The organism is Acinetobacter sp. WU_MDCI_Abxc222 (assembly GCF_025514755.1).
Taxonomy (GTDB): domain Bacteria; phylum Pseudomonadota; class Gammaproteobacteria; order Pseudomonadales; family Moraxellaceae; genus Acinetobacter; species Acinetobacter geminorum.
Window position 1 is genome coordinate 384,360 of record NZ_JAHPVG010000002.1, and the last position, 17,456, is coordinate 401,815.

Genomic DNA, 17,456 nt, shown 5'->3' on the forward strand with positions numbered 1-17,456 from the left:
TAAGCAGAGAAAAACAGCCTGTCCTAGAATGGGCTGTTTTGTTTTTAACTATTTGGTCTTCTGTTGAATGACAGGATAGTCTTGTTGTTTCGGTAATTGCTGTAATGCATGATTCATCTTTCTTAAAAACTCATCTGCTTCATCTTGATGGAATGAATCTTCGGTGTATTTACTCCGTTCTTGAAAGACGACACCACAACCCGTTATTTTCATATTTTCAGGATTAAATGACCAATCATTTGGATTCTTTAAGTTAATGTTTAAATCACTTTCACAGCTTTTCCATAAACGTAAAAACTCATTTGATAATTCTGCTTTAAATCCTCGTGCTGGATAGACTGAAAATCCTTTCATTTCGGGATTAGAAAACTGTATAAACTTGTCTGCTGGCATACCGCCCCAAATGATTGCTGTATCCGGTGGTAAATAGATGCCTGATAAATTTTTCTCTTTTAAAACATGTGTTTGCTCAAATTTCTGTCTGAAATTTTGCGACTTATAGGTCAGCTTGGTTTGAGGTGGGATTGGAATGCCACGAACTTGATTACCGACAGTCGTCATGTAGTACGGAGAATTATCCCTACCATTGCATCCTGCGATTAAGGGGCAACCGCCACAAGCCGTTAAACTAAAACTTGTAATACCCAGTAAGCCTAAAACAATAATTTTATTCATTCTATTTTACTGTTGTTATGACATATTGGGTCAGTATAACCAATCTATATATTAAGAGGACTATCTTTAAGAACAACGAAATAATCATCTTTAAATGTAATTATGTTTTTACTTGGCTGGCTGCTGCAATGGCCCATCAAATAAAGATTTACAGCTTTCTAAATTTTGACATGAAGCAAACATAAGTGCTTTAGGTAAGCTCGCATACAAATTTGTAATGTGTTGTTCAGCAGGATTATAAAAATGCCAATAACTAAACTGGTTTGAACGTTTATTTTCTAAGGCTTTAAAGAAATCTGCTTCATTAAATTTATTGTTAAGTTGAGTGTGAGGGCCACCTTGCTCATGTGTACCGACTGTGGTCATGAGTAAAGGAGAATGATTTGGTTTTTGACTTTGCCAATGATTTAACTGCTGAAATAACATGCCTTGGTCAAACCAGAGAGAAGGGCTTGCAGCAAAGTAACGCTGAAATGCATCTGGTTTTTGAAAAAAGTGATAAAGCACAAACAAACCTCCAAAAGAATGTCCATAAAGACTTTGCTGTTGGCTATTAATCGGAAATTGTTTTGCAATTGTAGGCTTGAGTTCGCTATTTAAAAAAGCAATAAACTGATCAGCACCCCCATATTTATATTTACCTTGTGCTTGAAATTCAGCAGAAGGTTTTGGAGTGTAATCATAAGCACGCTTTTGCACATCAAAGGTTTTTTGCTGAGGGTAACCAACTGCTACGATCATGAGTGGATCTAGTCCTAATTTAGTAGAACCAGCGCCAATCGACTGAGCAATATTGGTAGCACTTGGAAACGTAGCATTTCCATCTAATATATAAAGTACTGGATAACCATGTTGGGGTGGGGCGACAGGCGGTTTATAAATTTGAACAAGATAATCATGGGCTGTATTTTTAGATTTGATTTGAAATTGTGCCTGATTATTTTGAAAAACGATTTTTGATTGATTTTGTATAGGCGTTTCAGCCAAAACAGGACAGCTTATTAAAGTACTTAATAGAAAACTATTAGATAAAAGGAAAAATGATTTTTGCATAATGGACGATAATAAAATTTATTATGCAAATGATAAATGAAAATCATTATCAAATAAAGTGATCAAGAAATGTGAGCAAAAAGGTTAATGAAAAAAGCTCTTACAGCTATATTGCCTAACAAATCAAAGCAGACTATTGTTATACTCTCGTTTAAAAGATGATTTTACTGAGGCTGCATTCTAATGATCAACGATGATCAAAACAAAACGACTTCTCTTAGTTTAGAACAAATTCGCGAAGATATTGATAGTGTAGATCAACAGATTCAAGAATTATTAAATCGACGCGCAAGCCTTGCTGAAGCTGTTGCAAAAGCTAAATTTGCTTCCGAAGAGAATCCTTTGTTTTATCGTCCTGAACGTGAAGCACAAGTTTTACGCAAAGTCATGGAGCGCAACCAAGGTCCTTTGTCTGATGTAACCATGGCGCGTTTGTTCCGTGAAATTATGTCTGCTTGCCTTGCTTTGGAAGCTCCGCAAAGTATTGCTTTCTTAGGACCAGAAGGGACTTTTACTCAATCTGCTGTTCTTAAACACTTTGGTAAAGATGCAGTAGTTCGTCCATTACCAACTATTGATGAAGTGTTCCGTGAAGTAGAAGCGGGTAGTGCACATTATGGTGTAGTCCCAGTTGAAAACTCATCTGAAGGTATTGTGAACCATACTTTAGATTGTTTTAAAACATCGAATTTAAATGTGATTGGTGAAGTTGAATTACGTATTCATCATCAATTCCTAGTGTCTGAAAATACGCGTAAAGACAGTATTAAACAGATTTATGCGCACCAACAAACTTTGGCTCAATGCCGCCAGTGGTTAGACGCTCATTATCCGGGGGTTGAACGTGTTGCCTTAAACTCAAATGCGGAAGCTGCACGTCGTATTCGCAACGAATGGCACTCAGCAGCGATTGCATCTGATATTGCAGCAGGTATGTATAACCTTGAAATCTTGCATAGTAATATTGAAGATAATCCGGAAAATACCACTCGTTTCTTAGTCATTGGCCGTGAAAAAATTCCACAAAGTGGCAATGACAAAACTTCATTATTAATTTCAGCACATGACCGTGCTGGTGCTTTATTAGAAATTTTAGCGCCGTTTGCAAAACATAATATTAGCTTAACAAGTATTGAAACCCGTCCAGCATTACCTGAAAAGTGGGCATATGTATTCTTTATCGATTTGGAAGGCCATATCGATCAAGAGAATGTTGCTGCGGCAATCAATGATATTCGTCCAATGGTAAAAGAGCTTCGTATTTTAGGTTCTTATCCTGCTGCCGTTCTCTAATTACTCATGTTGGAATAATGACATGCATCAAGATGGGCATGTCATTATGCTTAAAAACAAATTGCTCAAAGGTTTAAATAACTTTGAGCAAAAGCAAAGTTGAAGTTATGTCACAACCCCTATTTAAAAAAGTTGCATTTATTGGTTTAGGACTCATCGGGTCGAGTTTGGCACGGGTTATTGTTGCCGAAAAGTTAGCGACAACTATTGTGGCTTCTACACGCTCACAGAAAACTTTAGAAGATGCAAAATCACTTGGCTTAATACAAGAAGGATTTTCTGATCCTGTAGAGGCTGTGAAAGGGGCAGATTTAGTTGTTTTAGCCTTGCCAGTACGTGCGACACAAAAAGTGCTTGAGCAAATTAAGCCTTATTTGTCAGAAAGCACGGTTTTAACAGATGTGGGAAGTACAAAAGGTAATGTTGTTGATGCAGCAAAAGCTATATTTGGTGAAGATTTACCAGCAGGTTTTGTACCAGGACATCCTATTGCTGGTAGTGAGCATACGGGCGTTCATGCAGGTAAGGTCGATTTATTTGCAAATCACAAAGTTATTTTAACGCCATTACCAACAAGCGCAGAATGGGCAGTTGAGAAACTGATTCAACTTTGGTCAGCTGCTAAGGCTGAAGTTATTTGTATGGATGTTGCCAAGCATGATGAGGTTTTGGCGCATACGAGTCACTTACCGCACTTGATGGCATTTAATTTGGTCGAGCAACTTGCAAACCGTGAAGATAATCTTGATATTTTCCGCTATGCAGCAGGTGGCTTTCGCGATTTTTCACGGATTGCAGCTAGTGATCCACAAATGTGGCATGACATTTTCTTTGCCAATAAAACAGCCATATTAAATGCTGTAGATGGCTTTGAAAAGCAACTTACCGTACTTAGAAAACTGATTGAAAACGAAGATTCTCATGCATTAATGGGTTTACTCGGCCATGCTCAGGCAGCACGTCAACATTTCAATCATATGTTAGCCAAAAAACCTTTAATGGAGAAAAATAAGGTGACACAGCAATTCAGTATCTTACCGGGAAATAAGGCATTTAAAGGTAAATTTACCGTACCGGGTGACAAATCTGTGTCACATCGTTCCATTATGTTTGGTGCTATTGCAGAAGGCACGACTCATGTCACTGGTTTCCTTGAAGGTGAAGATGCTTTGGCGACTTTGCAAGCTTTCCGTGATATGGGTGTAAGCATTCAAGGCCCGAAGAATGGTGAAGTGACCATTCATGGTGTAGGCATGCATGGTTTAAAAGCACCAGCGAGTGCCTTGTATATGGGTAACTCTGGAACCAGCATGCGTTTGCTTTCAGGTATGTTATCTGCACAAAAATTTGATTCAGTAATGACAGGTGATGCATCACTTTCTAAACGTCCAATGGAGCGTATTGCTAAGCCATTGCGTTTAATGGGCGCACAAATCCAGACAACAGGTGAGAAAGGTACACCACCTGTAAGCATTACGGGTGGTCAGCAATTAAAAGGTATTCAATACGACTTGCCAATGGCATCTGCTCAGGTGAAGTCGGGTATTTTACTTGCGGGCCTATGGGCTGAAGGTGAAACTTCGGTAACTGAACCAGAACCAACTCGTGACCACACGGAGCGCATGCTGCGTGCTTTTGGTTATGATGTTAAAACTGAAGGCAACAAGATTTCTCTTGTTGGTGGCGGAAAATTAGTAGGTACTAATATTCAAGTTCCATCTGATATTTCATCTGCTGCTTTCTTTATGGTGGGTGCTGCAATTACAGAAGGTTCCGATGTTGTTCTTGAAGCTGTAGGTATTAATCCAACACGTACAGGCGTAATTGAAATTTTAAAACAGATGGGTGCTGACCTGACCGTTGAAAATGAACGTATTGCCGGTGGTGAACCTATTGCTGATATTCATATTAAAGGTTCACGCACGCTTAAAGGCATCCATATGCCTGAAGACCAAGTACCTTTAGCAATTGATGAATTCCCAGCTTTGTTTATTGCAGCAGCGTGTGCCGAAGGGCAAACAGTATTAACTGGTGCGGCGGAACTTCGTGTGAAAGAGTCTGACCGTATTCAGGTCATGGCAGATGGTTTAAAAATCATGGGCATTGACTGCACACCAACTGATGATGGCATTATTATCGAAGGTAAAGGCAAATCTGGCGATTGGTCACCAATCTTTGCTGGCGGTGAAATTGAATCACACCATGACCACCGTATTGCGATGAGTTTTAGTATGGCAGGTCTTCGTAATTCTGGTCCGATTACAATTCATGGTACTGAAACTGTGGCGACAAGCTTCCCAACTTTCACTGAGTTGGCGAATCGTGCAGGTTTAACAATCGAAGTTAGCCAATAACTTTTGACCTGACACATTTTATAATTGCTAACACAATAGCAACGGCAGCAGCGGGCTAAAGGCTTGGCTGCTGTTTGTTTATTGCTTATGCTAAGTGCAGATAATGATAAAAGTGTTAGGATAAAGGATGAAAAAATTACAATTTATTGCCAGTTGCCCACAACATGGGGTGCTTGATCATCCACCAAATGAATGCCATATCACTCAAGAATATGTAGCGGCTTTACTGTTTAAACAATTGGGGCATTATGGCTTCGATGCACAGCACATTGTGCATGAACATGAAAAAGTAGAAGTGAGTATTGATAATCATCTTTTGCCATTATCTATTACTTGCCAGAAAACAGATCATGAAGGGCATCTCATGTGTGAAATCTCTGCCAATCCAGATGAAGAACAAGATTGGTTTGAGAAAATTGAAACACAAAGCATTATTCGTCAGCTTGCACAGGCCGTTGAAAATAGCTTGAAAGCCGATCATAGCTTTTCAGCATTTGAGTGGAAAAGCTAAAACATAATATTTTAAGAGTTTTTTATGAAGTGCGGCTTTTTAGAAAAGTCGTACGACCTCTTGAGATTAAAGATAAAAATACAAAATCTTTCCCGAAATCCCTACCTATCTTTAATGCATTGTGTATATTGAAATTATTAAGATATTTACATAATTAGAGTGTGGTTTTCATGACACAAGTTAATATTGCAGCATTATCTCCTCAAGTCGTTTGGCAGCATTTTCAAACACTTTGTACTATTCCTCGTCCTTCAAAACATGAACAAAAGCTTCGCGAGTTTTTACAGAACTGGGCTGAAAGCCGCAATTTAGAAACTTATGTGGATGAAGTCGGTAATTTGATTATTCGTAAAGATGCGACTGCAGGTAAAGAACATGTGTCTGGAGTGATTCTTCAGGGACATTTAGATATGGTTACACAAGCCAATACTGGCACGGTACATGACTTCTTTAAAGACCCGATCCGTCCAGTTCTTGAAGACGGCTGGTTAGTTGCCAAAGACACTACTTTAGGTGCTGATAATGGCATTGGGGTAGCCTTAGCTTTAGCAGTTTTAGACTCAAATGATATTGCTCATGGGCCAATTGAAGTTCTTCTAACCGTTGATGAAGAAGCAGGGATGAGTGGTGCACGGCTTTTAGAGTCTGGGATCCTAAAAGGGAAATGGTTATTTAATATTGATACAGAAGAGTGGGGGCAGTTATATCTTGGCTGTGCTGGAAGTATTGATGTTGAAGTAGAACAACCACTTACTTATGAACCAATCCCTGAAAATCTGAACATTGTGAATATTCAGGTTGCGGGTCTTAAAGGAGGTCATTCTGGCGTAGATATTCATTTAGGACGTGGCAATGCCAACGTTATTTTAGTCCGCTTTTTAAATCACCATTTAGCAAAGCTTGGTGGACACCTTGTTGAATTTACAGGTGGTACGGCCCGTAATGCTTTACCTCGAGAAGCAGTGGCAACCATTGCAATTTCGTCTAACCAATTACCCGAATTAGAAAAATTACTTGCTGAATATCAAACGGCATGGAAAGAACAGCTACAGGGTATTGATGACAACTTGCAATTAAGTATTCAACCCACTGGTGCTGAAGTGACCGAAGTGATTGCTCAACAACAGCAAAATGAATGGTTGCAAGCTTTGGCAACAAGCCCTTATGGCGTTGCAAGTATGAGTCAAGTTCTACCAGATGTGGTTGAAACCTCAAACAATATCGGGGTTGTAAAATTAAATCGAGAGGTCGGAAAAGCTGTCTTAATGGTTCGTTCAATGGTGAACCAAGAAGCTCAAGACTTTGCAGAAAAAATTCAGGTACATTTTAGTCAATTTAATATTACTTCTTCACTCACACCGTTAGTGTCAGGTTGGACACCAAACCCTGACTCGGCGGCTCTAAAGTGCTTACAACAAGCCTATCAAAATGCTTTTAATATTGAACCAAATCTTAAAGTAATCCATGCGGGTTTAGAGTGTGGGATTATTGCTGAACATTACCCATATTTGCAGATGGTTTCATTTGGACCAGATATTCAAGGTGCGCATGCACCGGGTGAACGAGTAAAAGTTGATACTGTAGATAAATGCTGGAAGTTACTAGTAACTGCTTTGGCATCTGTAGAGTAATTTTTTTAAGAAATAAGAAGCTCAGTTATGAGCTTCTTAAACTTTGACCTTTACATGAAAATGATCTGGACTCAATTCGGTGAATTCGATTTCACAACAAATATGATTTTTAGTCGATTTTTAAAAGTTGTCCTGTTTCACTTAAAGTAAATTCGTCAAAATCATTCGCTAAATAAAAATGACCTTTATAAAATTGGCGAACTTCTTCGGCAATAGCTTGCTGCCCAGTTTTATCCTGATGTCTAGGGCTAAAGTGTGTCAGAATTAAATTATCTAGAGATTGCTGCTCTGCAAATTCAGCTACCATTTTTGCTGAGCTGTGCATTGGACCTTTTCCTACTTTATCTAAAACTGTCTGCAAATAAGTCGATTCATGAATAAGGAGTTGAGCATCCTTACAAGCATCGGCTAATAATTCTGGCCGATCATTATCACCACCTATAATTGCATGAATTTGCTGATTCTGAACTTTGATAAAATCTTTCGATTTTAAAATTCGTCCTTCAAACTCAACATCATAGCCGCGTTTTAAATGCCCCCAGATATCACCTTTGGGAACGCCAAGCTGAGTTAGAGCCTGAGTATCTAACTTCTTCTGAATAGATTTGATATAAATACTAAAAGCAAAACTTGGAACACGATGGCTCAGTGGATGTGCTTGAACGATGAATTCATCGGTGATTTGCTGTGACTGTGTTGCCTCATTAACATCAATGAAATTGATTGGATAGGGCAAATATAAATCTGTAAGTTGAGTAGTGGTTTCAAACCACTGTTGTATTTCTTTCGGTGCAATGACTATTAATGGTTTTGTACGGGCATTCATGCCCGCACTTGCCAGTAAACCAACTAGGCCATAACAATGGTCGCCGTGAACGTGTGTAATACAAATGGCAACTAGGTTTTGTAGAGAAAGTCTAGCTTGCTGAATACGATGCTGTGTACCTTCACCAGCATCAATTAAAATCCAGTCCTTATTTTTACTATTACGAACAGCTAATCCTGAAACATTGCGTGAAAGGGTGGGCACACCTGAAGAAGTACCTAAAAAAGTAAAATGAAGCATATTTTTGGGATTTTTTAATCAAATGCGTACCGTATATTATAGACACTTATTAAATTTTTATAAGAATTATAGTGGAAAAATGATAATCACCAACTAAAAACCAGATTCGTTTTGGATTAAGTTGGAATAATTTTCAATAATGACATGGTATATAACTTGATGGGCGTAGACTCAATCTATACCCATCAAGTTACCGTTTATTTCATGATAATAAAACGTGTAATGATTTGGCGAAGCTGTTTTAAATAACCTGTAAAGAAGTGGTTAGCACCCGGTAAAATCGTGATTGGATGCTTTTGTGGTTTTGCCCATTCAATCGCATCTGAAAGCAAAGTAATGTCATCTTGCTCACCATGAATGAGTAAAATATCACCTTGAATTTCAGGAGTTTTATAGTGACGTAAACCTACTACAGTAGCTGTTGGTAAACCACATAAAATTAACTGTATAGGTCGTAATTCAGGATTAAGCTGTGCAAAGCATTTTGCCAGAACATGTGAACCGAAGCTGAAACCGCCTGCATAGAATGGCAAGCCTTCATGAAGATTACGAACATGTTCAATGACAGCTAAGATATCTTCAGTTTCACCATGGCCTTCATCATGAATGCCTTCACTACCACCTAGGCCACGGAAGCTCGGGCGGTAAACAATGCAACCATATTCATTAAAGATTTGGGTTAAAAGGGCAGGGACTTTATGTTGAGGGGTTCCACCTTGCAATGGGTGTGGATGACAAACAACCGCAAAGCCTTTGATTTCACCTTCAGGGCGGTCAACAAAAAGTTCAATTTTACCTACTGGACCCTGGATGAAAGTTTGCTCAGACATATAAGAACCGCTAAATAACAATACGTAGTGTTATTTTACCGATAGTCGTCATTGAAAACACGAGTTAGCATTAAAAAATATCTACTGTTATAGTTGGTATTAAGAATAATTTTTTCAGGTTGTCTATGCTTGCTTTAATTTCTCCTGCAAAAACTTTGGATTATGAAACAGCGTTACCTACAGATGAGTTTACTCTGCCGCGCTTGTTAGAAAACTCAGCACAATTAATTGATGTGTGTCGCAAACTTTCTGCTTCGGAAATTGCGAGTTTAATGAGTGTGAGTGAAAAAATTGCCACATTAAATGCAGATCGATTTAGAGACTGGAATCCAGAATTTAATTTCTCGAATGCTCGCCAAGCAATTTATGCATTTAAAGGTGATGTTTACACCGGTTTAGATGCTTATCAATTAAAAGACAAAGATATTGATTTTGCACAGCAGCATTTACGTATGCTTTCTGGTCTTTATGGCTTACTGCGTCCTTTAGATTTAATGATGCCTTATCGTTTAGAAATGGGTACGAAATTAAAAAATACTCGCGGTCATAATTTGTATGAATTCTGGGGTGATATTATTACTAACCAAATTAATGAAGACTTGGCAGCAATTAAATCTGAATTACTGGTAAATCTAGCTTCAGATGAATATTACAAATCGGTCAATGAGAAGAAAATTAAGGCTGAAATTGTTAAGCCTGTTTTTCTTGATCAGAAAAATGGCAAATATAAAGTCATCAGTTTCTATGCGAAAAAAGCACGTGGTTTAATGGCTCGTTTTATGATTGAAAACCAATTAAATAAAGCTGAAGATATCAAAGCGTTTAATACCGATGGATACTATTTTGATGCTGAGAATTCATCAGCAAAAGAGTTGGTATTTAAACGTGATGAGCAAGTGGCTTAATTAAATTAATAATTTCACATACCATGCGGCCTTTGGCCTCATGTTTAATTTATTAAACTCTATATTGGCTATGCCTTACTTTTGAATGGTCAAAAGTAACAAAAACCTTTGTTGAACAGAGGGCACATCCATGTGGCCCCTGTTCAACAGTGGCATGAATGCCACTCAGCACGATAGCTTTTGTTATCGTGCTTTAAAATTTAGTCAAAATTAATGATTACTTAAAGAAATAACCTGTTTCAGGTGAGCTTGCATTTGCCATACGTTTGCGTGGCATACGACCAGCTAAAAATGCTTCACGACCAGCTTCAACAGCTTTTTTCATTGCGGAAGCCATCAAAATAGGATTTTGCGCAGCTGCAATTGCTGTATTCATCAATACACCATCACAACCGAGTTCCATTGCAATAGCAGCATCACTTGCTGTGCCAACGCCTGCATCGACTAAAACCGGAACTTTCGCATTTTCTTTAATAATTGAAATGGTGTGTGGGTTTAAAATACCTAAACCTGAACCAATGAGGCTACCTAAAGGCATAATCGCAACACAGCCCATACTTTCAAGTTCTTGCGCAATGATTGGATCATCAGAGGTATAGACCATAATCTCAAAACCATCATCAATCAAAGTACGAGCCGCTTTTAGGGTCTCGGTTACATTTGGATATAAGGTTTTTTCATCACCCAATACTTCAAGTTTTACTAGGTTATGACCATCAAGTAGCTCGCGCGCTAGCATACACGTGCGTACTGCGCTGTCAGCATCAAAACAACCTGCGGTATTTGGCAAAATTGTATATTTTTCTGGTGGAATGACCGAAAGTAAATTCGGTTGATCTGGATTTTGTCCAATATTCACACGGCGGATTGCGACGGTTACGATTTCTGCACCACTGGCTTGAATAGCTAAATCCGTTTCATTTAAGTCTTTATATTTTCCAGTTCCGACCAATAAACGAGATTGAAAAGAACGTGAACCAATAATGAGAGGGGTGTCTTGCATGGATAACTCCGACTTAGCCGCCGCCAACAGCGTGAATAATTTCGATACGGTCATGTTGAGCAATCGTAATTTGCTCTAATTTGCTTTTAGAAACGATTTGCTGATTGTGCTCCACAGCAAAGCGTTTTCCTTCAAGTGCCAGCTCCTGAATGAGTTGCAACAGGTTTTGGCTAGGCGTGTCCGTTAATTCGCCATTTAAATAAATTTGCATGATCACATTCCGATTATTTTGCGTATTTGAAAGCATTCCAAGCCAAAACCAGCCATCCCGCAATCATCAAAGCTCCACCGATTGGAGTAATTGCGCCTAATATTCGTGGTAAACCTAGCGCCATGATATAAAGCGAACCACAAAAAAATAGAATACCAATCTGGATAAGCAAGAAAGATAACTTGATTGGGAAATCAGGAATAACCTTACTTAAAATACCAAGAGCTAATAAGCCAAGCGCATGATAAAAAAAGTAGTCGGTAGCAGTCTGCCACCAAGCAAGTTGCTCAGGACTCGCGTGAGCTTTAAGACCATGTGCTCCAAAAGCACCCAATATGACTGCAAAAGCAAGATTAAGGGCTGAAATGGCGATCCACATAACAAAAAACGCAACTGAATAATGAAAGGCAACGTTACCATAGAATAGGTTGGCTAAACATAGCCAGATAAAACAAAAGGGCGAATCGCCCTTTTATTTTTTACATTTATTTTTAGCTAGCTGACATGGCAGTTTTAATTTTTTCCATCGCATTTTTTTCAAGCTGACGAATACGTTCTGCCGAAACATTATATTCAGCAGCAAGCTCATGTAGGGTAGATTTATCATCATCTAACCAACGGCGCTGCAAAATATTACGCGAACGGTCATCTAACTGGTCCATGGCATCATGCAATGCTGAAGTACTTTGCTCTTCCCAATCTTCGTTTTCGACTAAGCGAGCAGGGTCGTAGCGATTATCTTCAAGATACAATGCAGGGGCCGTATGTGGCGTGTCGTCATCGTCATCACCTTGTGCTTCAAAAGCAGCATCATAAGCTGTTAAACGACCTTCCATTTCCAGAACTTGTTCTGGAGTTACATTTAAGTCATTAGCAATCGATTGAGCTTCTTCGAGCGTTAATTTTTTACTCGATTTTTTTAAACTACGTAAATTGAAAAATAATTTACGCTGAGCTTTTGTTGTTGCAATTTTAACGATACGCCAGTTGCGAATAACGTATTCATGAATTTCTGCCTTAATCCAATGGACGGCAAAAGATACTAGACGCACGCCCATATTTGGGTCGAAACGTTTTACGGCTTTCATTAAGCCTAAATTACCTTCTTGAATAAGGTCGCCTTGTGGTAGGCCATAACCTGCATAGCTGCGCGCAATGTGAACGACAAAGCGTAAATGCGACATTACCAGCATTTTTGCGGCATCAAGATCTTGGTCATAATAATAACGTTCAGCAAGTTCTTTTTCTTGCTCTGCCGTTAAAATAGGAATCTGATTGACAGTACTGATATATGCACCAAGGTTTACACCGGGCGCAGACAATGACAGGGGCATCAATTGATTGCTGCTGTCACTCATGAGTTCTCCTTATAGGATCGAATGGGATAACCAATAAATTCATCTTAATTTGAATCAGCTTCATAATTAAGGAAAATTGGGTAGAGAAATGTAAAATTTTATGCAATTTCTAATCTTTTAGTTTAGCAAAGAATTATTGAGTTTCAATTAAATAGTGAAATTCTCTGTCTGATATGTGAGTTGTTTGACACATAAAATGATGTAAACCACAGTAACGAGTTACATCAATTTCACTATGAGGATCTGACGATTTTAATAAAAATTGTTGTTTGCCCGACGCTTTTTTAAGTTCACGTTTTAGCATTAACAATGGCATTGGGCAGGGTTGTCCAAGGGCATTAATTTCAATGGGTGCTGTATTAGAAGAAGTATTGCTCATTCATCATCAAAACAACTAAAAAAAATATTCTAACAAATTTTTAGTAATTGCAGCATATTTTATGGAAGAAGATCTGGCTAATTTCTATAAAAAATATTGTAATAAGCTGTTTAAAAAAAGAACTAAAAATAGGGGAAATAATTGAAAAAAATTCTATTAATTGTCATAAACCCATGTTAAGCTCGAACCGTTTTAGGATTTACCACACAATCAAATTGATTTAATAACCCTATAACAAATGGATGTAACCGGAAATTGTTGATAGTTTTACAGAATGATTACAAGCTTTAAGATTATAAATATTTTAAAACCTTGTTTGCTCTGCTGTTTGCAACACCGGAAGGTCCTTTTTTCAACATCTGAGGATTGACTTATGACAGCTCGTGAACAAGGCGTAGTAAAGTGGTTTAATGACACTAAAGGCTTTGGTTTTATTCAACGTAACGGCGGTGACGACGTATTCGTTCATTTCCGTGCAATCGTAGGTGACGGTCACCGTTCTCTACGTGATGGTCAACGCGTAGAATTTAGCGTTGTACAAGGTCAAAAAGGTTTTCAAGCTGAAAACGTTCAGCCTTTAGACTAAGACTAATTCATCTTTTGATGAATCATGGACGCTCCAATTTTTGAATTGGGGCGTTTTTGTTTATAATGATCTTCTCATTCGAGAGATTGTTTGTTAGAGCACGTATTTATGACATCTGGTTTTGAAACCTTGAATTTACATCCGCAACTTAAAAAGGCGATTGATGCTTTAGGGTTTACTCAAATGACCCCAATTCAGCAAAAGGTTTTAAAATATACATTAGCCGGGCATGATGCAATTGGGCGAGCACAGACAGGAACTGGTAAGACAGCAGCCTTTCTGATTAGTGTAATTAATGATTTACTCAATAATCCGGTTCAAGAGCAGCGTTTCCGTGGTGAGCCACGTGCCTTAATTTTGGCCCCTACTCGTGAATTGGCATTGCAGATTGAAAGTGATGCAAAGCTACTCACAAAATTTTCAGATTTGCACCTTGTAACATTATTAGGGGGTGTGGATTTTGATAAGCAAAAGAAACAGCTAGATGCTAATTTTGTCGATATCATGGTGGCTACACCTGGGCGTCTAATTGATTTTGTAGAACAGAAAGAAGTTTGGCTAGATCAAATTGAATTTTTAGTTATTGATGAAGCCGACCGTTTATTGGACATGGGGTTTATTCCTTCGGTAAAACGTATTGTCCGTTATTCTCCTCGTAAGGAACAGCGTCAAACACTCATGTTCTCAGCGACATTTAGTTATGATGTTCTTAATTTGGCAAGACAATGGTTGTTTGAACCAATCACTGTTGAAATTGAGCCTGAGCAAAAAACGAATAATGATGTTGAGCAACGTGTTTATGTTGTGGCAAAACAAGATAAATATCGTTTATTACAAGATATTTTGCGTGAAGAACCGATCGATAAAGTGATGATTTTTGCTAATCGACGTGATCAGGTGCGCCGTCTTTATGATCATTTAAAGAAAGATGGATACAGAGTAGGTATGCTTTCAGGTGAAATTGCTCAAGATAAACGTTTAAAAATGTTAGAGCAATTTAAGCAAGGTAAACATAATATTATGATTGCGACAGATGTTGCTGGTCGTGGTATTCATGTGGATGGCGTGTCGCATGTCATCAACTTTACATTGCCTGAACAGTCTGATGATTATGTGCACCGTATTGGTCGTACAGGTCGTGCTGGCTCACAGGGGGTAAGTATTAGTTTCTTATCTGAAGATGATGCCTTTTATTTACCTGAAATTGAAAAAGCAATTGGTAAAAAATTACCACTGACCAGATTAGATGGTTATTGCTAATAAAAAGAATCCCAATCATTTGATTGGGATTTTTTTTGATTAATTAATTTTACAATAAAAGGTAAGCGTGGTTTGGTAATCATCATCTTTTGCTAGAGATGCATTTTTACCAGTTAATGTACCAATAACACCTGCTGCTGCTTCAACCATTTGACCTGTTTTTTCGCTTACAACATCTTTTAATACACCGTTATATGTTGTTTTTTCATCTACAACGACTGGCGTAGTGTTTTTTGAGCAAGTTTTTTGAGCTGCAGTAATCGCATTATTTTTCGCGATTAAATTGGTTTTACCAATACCTGTAACTTCAAACTGATTATTTTCTTTTTGAACTGCTAAAGTATTTTTAGGAGTAGTTGCGCAAGCACCAAGTAATAAAACAACACCGCTCATTGCGCTCGCTAAAATTATTTTTTTCATAATGCACCTAAAGTTAATCGCTAAAAGATATTGCTATTTGAACACAAGTTTTCTATTTGATTTTGAAGACGTTGTATGAGTTTTGATGTTTTGTATTAAAAAATGTCAAAGTGAGAGTTCGCTAATTTTATAAGCTAGATTCAATGGTGGATTAACGGTAGATTATGCTAATCTATTTTGAATTTTTGAGTTAGATCAATATTAATGACGGATTCAGCAATACAAATAATTCACCAAAATATTCATCAGCGTCAGTCTATTGGCCAATTAGTTGAGCCAGCTCCAAGTACAGAGCAATTAGAGTTAGCTTTCCAAGCAGCTTTGACTGCTCCAGATCATCATCGACTTAAGCCAACGCGTTTTGTGGTTATTTCAGGCGGACAACGTGGTGCTTTTGGTGAAGTTTTAGCAAAAGCTTTGGCAGATTTAGGTGAAACTGATCCCGCTCAACTCGAACGTGTTAAACAACATCCTTTTCGTGCTCCGCTACTCATTTTAGCGCTTACACAACTACAAGATCATCCGAAAGTACCGCATTTCGAACAAATCTTAAGTACGGGTGCCGCAGTACAAAATCTTTTATTATCTCTACAGGCTCAAGGTTTTTCGACCATGTGGCGTAGTGGTGCAGTTGTCGAATCAAATTGGTTAAAACAGCATTTAGGTCTGCAACCTCGTGATTTAATTTCAGGTATTATTTACGTCGGCACAGCAGCTAAAGTAATTGCACCGCGTGCAAATATTGAAAGTAAAGAATTCGTAAAAGTTTGGCAGGCTTAAACGTCTGTAGAAGTAAGAAATAGGATAATAAAAGATGGCTGAATTTAAGTTTACAGATTTGGTAGAACCAGTTGCGGTTGATAAAAAAACCGCTTTACGTATTACCGTTCTAGGGGGAGGAAGCTTTGGAACGGCTATGGCAAATTTAGCTGCACGTAATGGTTGCGATACCATGATCTGGATTCGTGATGCCGAAACAGCTGCGGAAATTAATAAAACCCACATTAATAAACGTTATTTGCCAGATTTTATTTTAGAGTCATCATTACGCGCTGTGTCTGATCTTGAGCAAGCCGTGTGTGATCGAGATATTATTTTGGTCGCAATTCCGAGTCACTCATTCCGTGATGTCTTAAAACAAATCGCTCCTTATATTACTGCACAAGCGGTTGTGTCTTTGACCAAAGGTGTTGAAGCTAAAACTTTCAGCTTCATGAGCGATATTATTCGTGAAGAATTACCTGAAGTTCCTTATGGTGTACTTTCAGGTCCAAACCTTGCAAAAGAAATTATGGCGGGTATGCCGTCTGGCACCGTTATTGCCAGTGATTCTGAGTTAGTTCGTTATGCTGTGCAACATGCTCTGCATAGTGCTTTATTCCGTGTTTTTGGTAGTGATGATGTACACGGAGTGGAATTAGGTGGAGCACTTAAAAATATTTATGCGGTTGCAATGGGCATTGGTGCCGCTTACAAAATTGGTGAAAACACCAAGAGTATGATTTTAACCCGTGCTTTGGCCGAGATGAGCCGCTTTGCAGTAAAACAAGGCGCAAATCCGCTTACATTCTTGGGATTGTCAGGTGTTGGTGATTTATTCGCGACTTGTAACAGCCCTTTAAGCCGTAATTATCAAATTGGTTATGCTTTGGGTTCAGGTAAAACACTTGATCAGGCAAGTAAAGAGTTAGGGCAGACAGCAGAAGGCATCAATACAATTGTTCAGGTGCGTGGTAAAGCAGAAGAACTAGACGTATATATGCCAATTACCAATGCTTTATATGAAGTTATCTTTGAGGGAGCACCTCCTTTAAATATTGCATTATCTCTTATGAAAAACGGACACCGTAGTGATGTTGAATTTGTTTTGCCTCATCATGAAGTCTGAAGAAGAAATGTCATAAATTGTGGTTATAATGCA

The 17,456-nt window shown here is 38.3% G+C and carries 19 protein-coding genes; 9 read left to right on the forward strand and 10 right to left on the reverse strand.

Going from position 1 to position 17,456, the window contains the following annotated elements:
* Positions 1-48: 48 nt before the first annotated feature.
* Both KTJ10_RS05760 and KTJ10_RS05765 read right to left on the reverse strand, forming a co-directional pair.
* Entirely contained in the window at positions 49-675 is a 627-nt protein-coding gene (locus KTJ10_RS05760) for a hypothetical protein (RefSeq protein WP_262441555.1), read from the reverse strand.
* A 108-nt stretch (positions 676-783) separates the two neighbouring features.
* Entirely contained in the window at positions 784-1,728 is a 945-nt protein-coding gene (locus KTJ10_RS05765; RefSeq protein ID WP_262441556.1) for an alpha/beta hydrolase, read from the reverse strand.
* Positions 1,729-1,911: 183 nt separating this feature from the next.
* Between KTJ10_RS05765 and pheA the strand changes: the two genes are divergently transcribed.
* The 4 genes from pheA to KTJ10_RS05785 all read left to right on the forward strand — a co-directional run bounded on the left by pheA (position 1,912) and on the right by KTJ10_RS05785 (position 7,517).
* A complete protein-coding gene (gene pheA, locus KTJ10_RS05770) occupies positions 1,912-3,021 on the forward strand; it encodes a prephenate dehydratase (RefSeq protein WP_002049199.1) in 1,110 nt (369 codons plus the stop codon).
* Between the two features lie 107 nt (positions 3,022-3,128).
* Positions 3,129-5,375: a bifunctional prephenate dehydrogenase/3-phosphoshikimate 1-carboxyvinyltransferase gene (locus KTJ10_RS05775; RefSeq protein ID WP_262441557.1), complete on the forward strand. Its 2,247-nt coding sequence runs from the start codon at positions 3,129-3,131 to the stop codon at positions 5,373-5,375.
* Between the two features lie 127 nt (positions 5,376-5,502).
* Positions 5,503-5,886 carry a hypothetical protein gene (locus KTJ10_RS05780; RefSeq protein ID WP_014207212.1) on the forward strand — a complete coding sequence of 128 codons (384 nt, stop codon included), beginning with the start codon at positions 5,503-5,505 and terminating at the stop codon, positions 5,884-5,886.
* A 170-nt stretch (positions 5,887-6,056) separates the two neighbouring features.
* Complete coding sequence (locus KTJ10_RS05785; RefSeq protein WP_262441558.1) at positions 6,057-7,517, forward strand: aminoacyl-histidine dipeptidase; 1,461 nt, start codon at positions 6,057-6,059, stop codon at positions 7,515-7,517.
* Between the two features lie 109 nt (positions 7,518-7,626).
* Here the strand turns inward: KTJ10_RS05785 and KTJ10_RS05790 are convergent, their stop codons facing one another.
* Both KTJ10_RS05790 and KTJ10_RS05795 read right to left on the reverse strand, forming a co-directional pair.
* Positions 7,627-8,583: a ribonuclease Z gene (locus KTJ10_RS05790; protein WP_262441559.1), complete on the reverse strand. Its 957-nt coding sequence runs from the start codon at positions 8,581-8,583 to the stop codon at positions 7,627-7,629.
* A 197-nt stretch (positions 8,584-8,780) separates the two neighbouring features.
* The gene (locus KTJ10_RS05795) at positions 8,781-9,413 is read right to left on the reverse strand and encodes an alpha/beta hydrolase (protein ID WP_202724273.1); all 633 of its coding nucleotides are present in this window, start codon (positions 9,411-9,413) and stop codon (positions 8,781-8,783) included.
* Between the two features lie 125 nt (positions 9,414-9,538).
* Here KTJ10_RS05795 and yaaA point away from each other — a divergent pair, with 125 nt between their 5' ends.
* Positions 9,539-10,318, forward strand: coding sequence for a peroxide stress protein YaaA (gene yaaA, locus KTJ10_RS05800; protein WP_262441560.1), 780 nt, complete (start codon positions 9,539-9,541; stop codon positions 10,316-10,318).
* Between the two features lie 217 nt (positions 10,319-10,535).
* Here the strand turns inward: yaaA and KTJ10_RS05805 are convergent, their stop codons facing one another.
* From KTJ10_RS05805 to KTJ10_RS05825, 5 genes are all read right to left on the reverse strand, one after another.
* Positions 10,536-11,321 (reverse strand): thiazole synthase, encoded by a 786-nt coding sequence (locus tag KTJ10_RS05805; RefSeq protein ID WP_001154366.1) that lies wholly within the window; start codon positions 11,319-11,321, stop codon positions 10,536-10,538.
* Positions 11,322-11,334: 13 nt separating this feature from the next.
* The gene (thiS, locus tag KTJ10_RS05810) at positions 11,335-11,532 is read right to left on the reverse strand and encodes a sulfur carrier protein ThiS (protein ID WP_004700562.1); all 198 of its coding nucleotides are present in this window, start codon (positions 11,530-11,532) and stop codon (positions 11,335-11,337) included.
* Positions 11,533-11,545: 13 nt separating this feature from the next.
* Complete coding sequence (locus tag KTJ10_RS05815) at positions 11,546-11,911, reverse strand: DUF423 domain-containing protein (RefSeq protein WP_086265858.1); 366 nt, start codon at positions 11,909-11,911, stop codon at positions 11,546-11,548.
* 112 nt (positions 11,912-12,023) lie between these two features.
* Entirely contained in the window at positions 12,024-12,890 is an 867-nt protein-coding gene (gene rpoH / locus KTJ10_RS05820) for an RNA polymerase sigma factor RpoH (RefSeq protein ID WP_002115267.1), read from the reverse strand.
* Between the two features lie 133 nt (positions 12,891-13,023).
* Positions 13,024-13,269 carry a sulfurtransferase TusA family protein gene (locus KTJ10_RS05825; protein WP_086265859.1) on the reverse strand — a complete coding sequence of 82 codons (246 nt, stop codon included), beginning with the start codon at positions 13,267-13,269 and terminating at the stop codon, positions 13,024-13,026.
* 373 nt (positions 13,270-13,642) lie between these two features.
* Between KTJ10_RS05825 and KTJ10_RS05835 the strand changes: the two genes are divergently transcribed.
* Together KTJ10_RS05835 and rhlB are read left to right on the forward strand one after the other, a co-directional pair.
* Positions 13,643-13,855: a cold-shock protein gene (locus tag KTJ10_RS05835; RefSeq protein ID WP_000126912.1), complete on the forward strand. Its 213-nt coding sequence runs from the start codon at positions 13,643-13,645 to the stop codon at positions 13,853-13,855.
* 108 nt (positions 13,856-13,963) lie between these two features.
* The gene (rhlB, locus tag KTJ10_RS05840; RefSeq protein WP_016140502.1) at positions 13,964-15,115 is read left to right on the forward strand and encodes an ATP-dependent RNA helicase RhlB; all 1,152 of its coding nucleotides are present in this window, start codon (positions 13,964-13,966) and stop codon (positions 15,113-15,115) included.
* A gap of 39 nt (positions 15,116-15,154) precedes the next feature.
* On the opposite strand, the gene KTJ10_RS05845 is transcribed toward rhlB, so the two are convergent.
* Positions 15,155-15,535, reverse strand: a complete 381-nt coding sequence (locus KTJ10_RS05845) for a hypothetical protein (RefSeq protein WP_005073503.1) — start codon at positions 15,533-15,535, stop codon at positions 15,155-15,157.
* Between the two features lie 204 nt (positions 15,536-15,739).
* Here KTJ10_RS05845 and KTJ10_RS05850 point away from each other — a divergent pair, with 204 nt between their 5' ends.
* Both KTJ10_RS05850 and KTJ10_RS05855 read left to right on the forward strand, forming a co-directional pair.
* Positions 15,740-16,315 (forward strand): nitroreductase, encoded by a 576-nt coding sequence (locus KTJ10_RS05850; RefSeq protein ID WP_199976013.1) that lies wholly within the window; start codon positions 15,740-15,742, stop codon positions 16,313-16,315.
* Between the two features lie 34 nt (positions 16,316-16,349).
* Complete coding sequence (locus KTJ10_RS05855) at positions 16,350-17,423, forward strand: NAD(P)H-dependent glycerol-3-phosphate dehydrogenase (RefSeq protein WP_086265861.1); 1,074 nt, start codon at positions 16,350-16,352, stop codon at positions 17,421-17,423.
* Positions 17,424-17,456: the final 33 nt, after the last annotated feature.

What these genes read in the sequence shown, in the direction of transcription:
- KTJ10_RS05805 (WP_001154366.1), bottom strand. Translation starts at nt 11,321, where the DNA reads ATGCAAGACACCCCTCTCATTATTGGTTCACGTTCTTTTCAATCTCGT.
- KTJ10_RS05835 (WP_000126912.1), top strand. Translation starts at nt 13,643, where the DNA reads ATGACAGCTCGTGAACAAGGCGTAGTAAAGTGGTTTAATGACACTAAA.
- KTJ10_RS05775 (WP_262441557.1), top strand. Translation starts at nt 3,129, where the DNA reads ATGTCACAACCCCTATTTAAAAAAGTTGCATTTATTGGTTTAGGACTC.
- KTJ10_RS05815 (WP_086265858.1), bottom strand. Translation starts at nt 11,911, where the DNA reads ATGTGGATCGCCATTTCAGCCCTTAATCTTGCTTTTGCAGTCATATTG.
- KTJ10_RS05850 (WP_199976013.1), top strand. Translation starts at nt 15,740, where the DNA reads ATGACGGATTCAGCAATACAAATAATTCACCAAAATATTCATCAGCGT.
- pheA (WP_002049199.1), top strand. Translation starts at nt 1,912, where the DNA reads ATGATCAACGATGATCAAAACAAAACGACTTCTCTTAGTTTAGAACAA.
- KTJ10_RS05780 (WP_014207212.1), top strand. Translation starts at nt 5,503, where the DNA reads ATGAAAAAATTACAATTTATTGCCAGTTGCCCACAACATGGGGTGCTT.
- KTJ10_RS05795 (WP_202724273.1), bottom strand. Translation starts at nt 9,413, where the DNA reads ATGTCTGAGCAAACTTTCATCCAGGGTCCAGTAGGTAAAATTGAACTT.
- KTJ10_RS05765 (WP_262441556.1), bottom strand. Translation starts at nt 1,728, where the DNA reads ATGCAAAAATCATTTTTCCTTTTATCTAATAGTTTTCTATTAAGTACT.
- rpoH (WP_002115267.1), bottom strand. Translation starts at nt 12,890, where the DNA reads ATGAGTGACAGCAGCAATCAATTGATGCCCCTGTCATTGTCTGCGCCC.
- rhlB (WP_016140502.1), top strand. Translation starts at nt 13,964, where the DNA reads ATGACATCTGGTTTTGAAACCTTGAATTTACATCCGCAACTTAAAAAG.
- KTJ10_RS05845 (WP_005073503.1), bottom strand. Translation starts at nt 15,535, where the DNA reads ATGAAAAAAATAATTTTAGCGAGCGCAATGAGCGGTGTTGTTTTATTA.
- thiS (WP_004700562.1), bottom strand. Translation starts at nt 11,532, where the DNA reads ATGCAAATTTATTTAAATGGCGAATTAACGGACACGCCTAGCCAAAAC.
- KTJ10_RS05785 (WP_262441558.1), top strand. Translation starts at nt 6,057, where the DNA reads ATGACACAAGTTAATATTGCAGCATTATCTCCTCAAGTCGTTTGGCAG.
- yaaA (WP_262441560.1), top strand. Translation starts at nt 9,539, where the DNA reads ATGCTTGCTTTAATTTCTCCTGCAAAAACTTTGGATTATGAAACAGCG.
- KTJ10_RS05825 (WP_086265859.1), bottom strand. Translation starts at nt 13,269, where the DNA reads ATGAGCAATACTTCTTCTAATACAGCACCCATTGAAATTAATGCCCTT.
- KTJ10_RS05790 (WP_262441559.1), bottom strand. Translation starts at nt 8,583, where the DNA reads ATGCTTCATTTTACTTTTTTAGGTACTTCTTCAGGTGTGCCCACCCTT.
- KTJ10_RS05855 (WP_086265861.1), top strand. Translation starts at nt 16,350, where the DNA reads ATGGCTGAATTTAAGTTTACAGATTTGGTAGAACCAGTTGCGGTTGAT.
- KTJ10_RS05760 (WP_262441555.1), bottom strand. Translation starts at nt 675, where the DNA reads ATGAATAAAATTATTGTTTTAGGCTTACTGGGTATTACAAGTTTTAGT.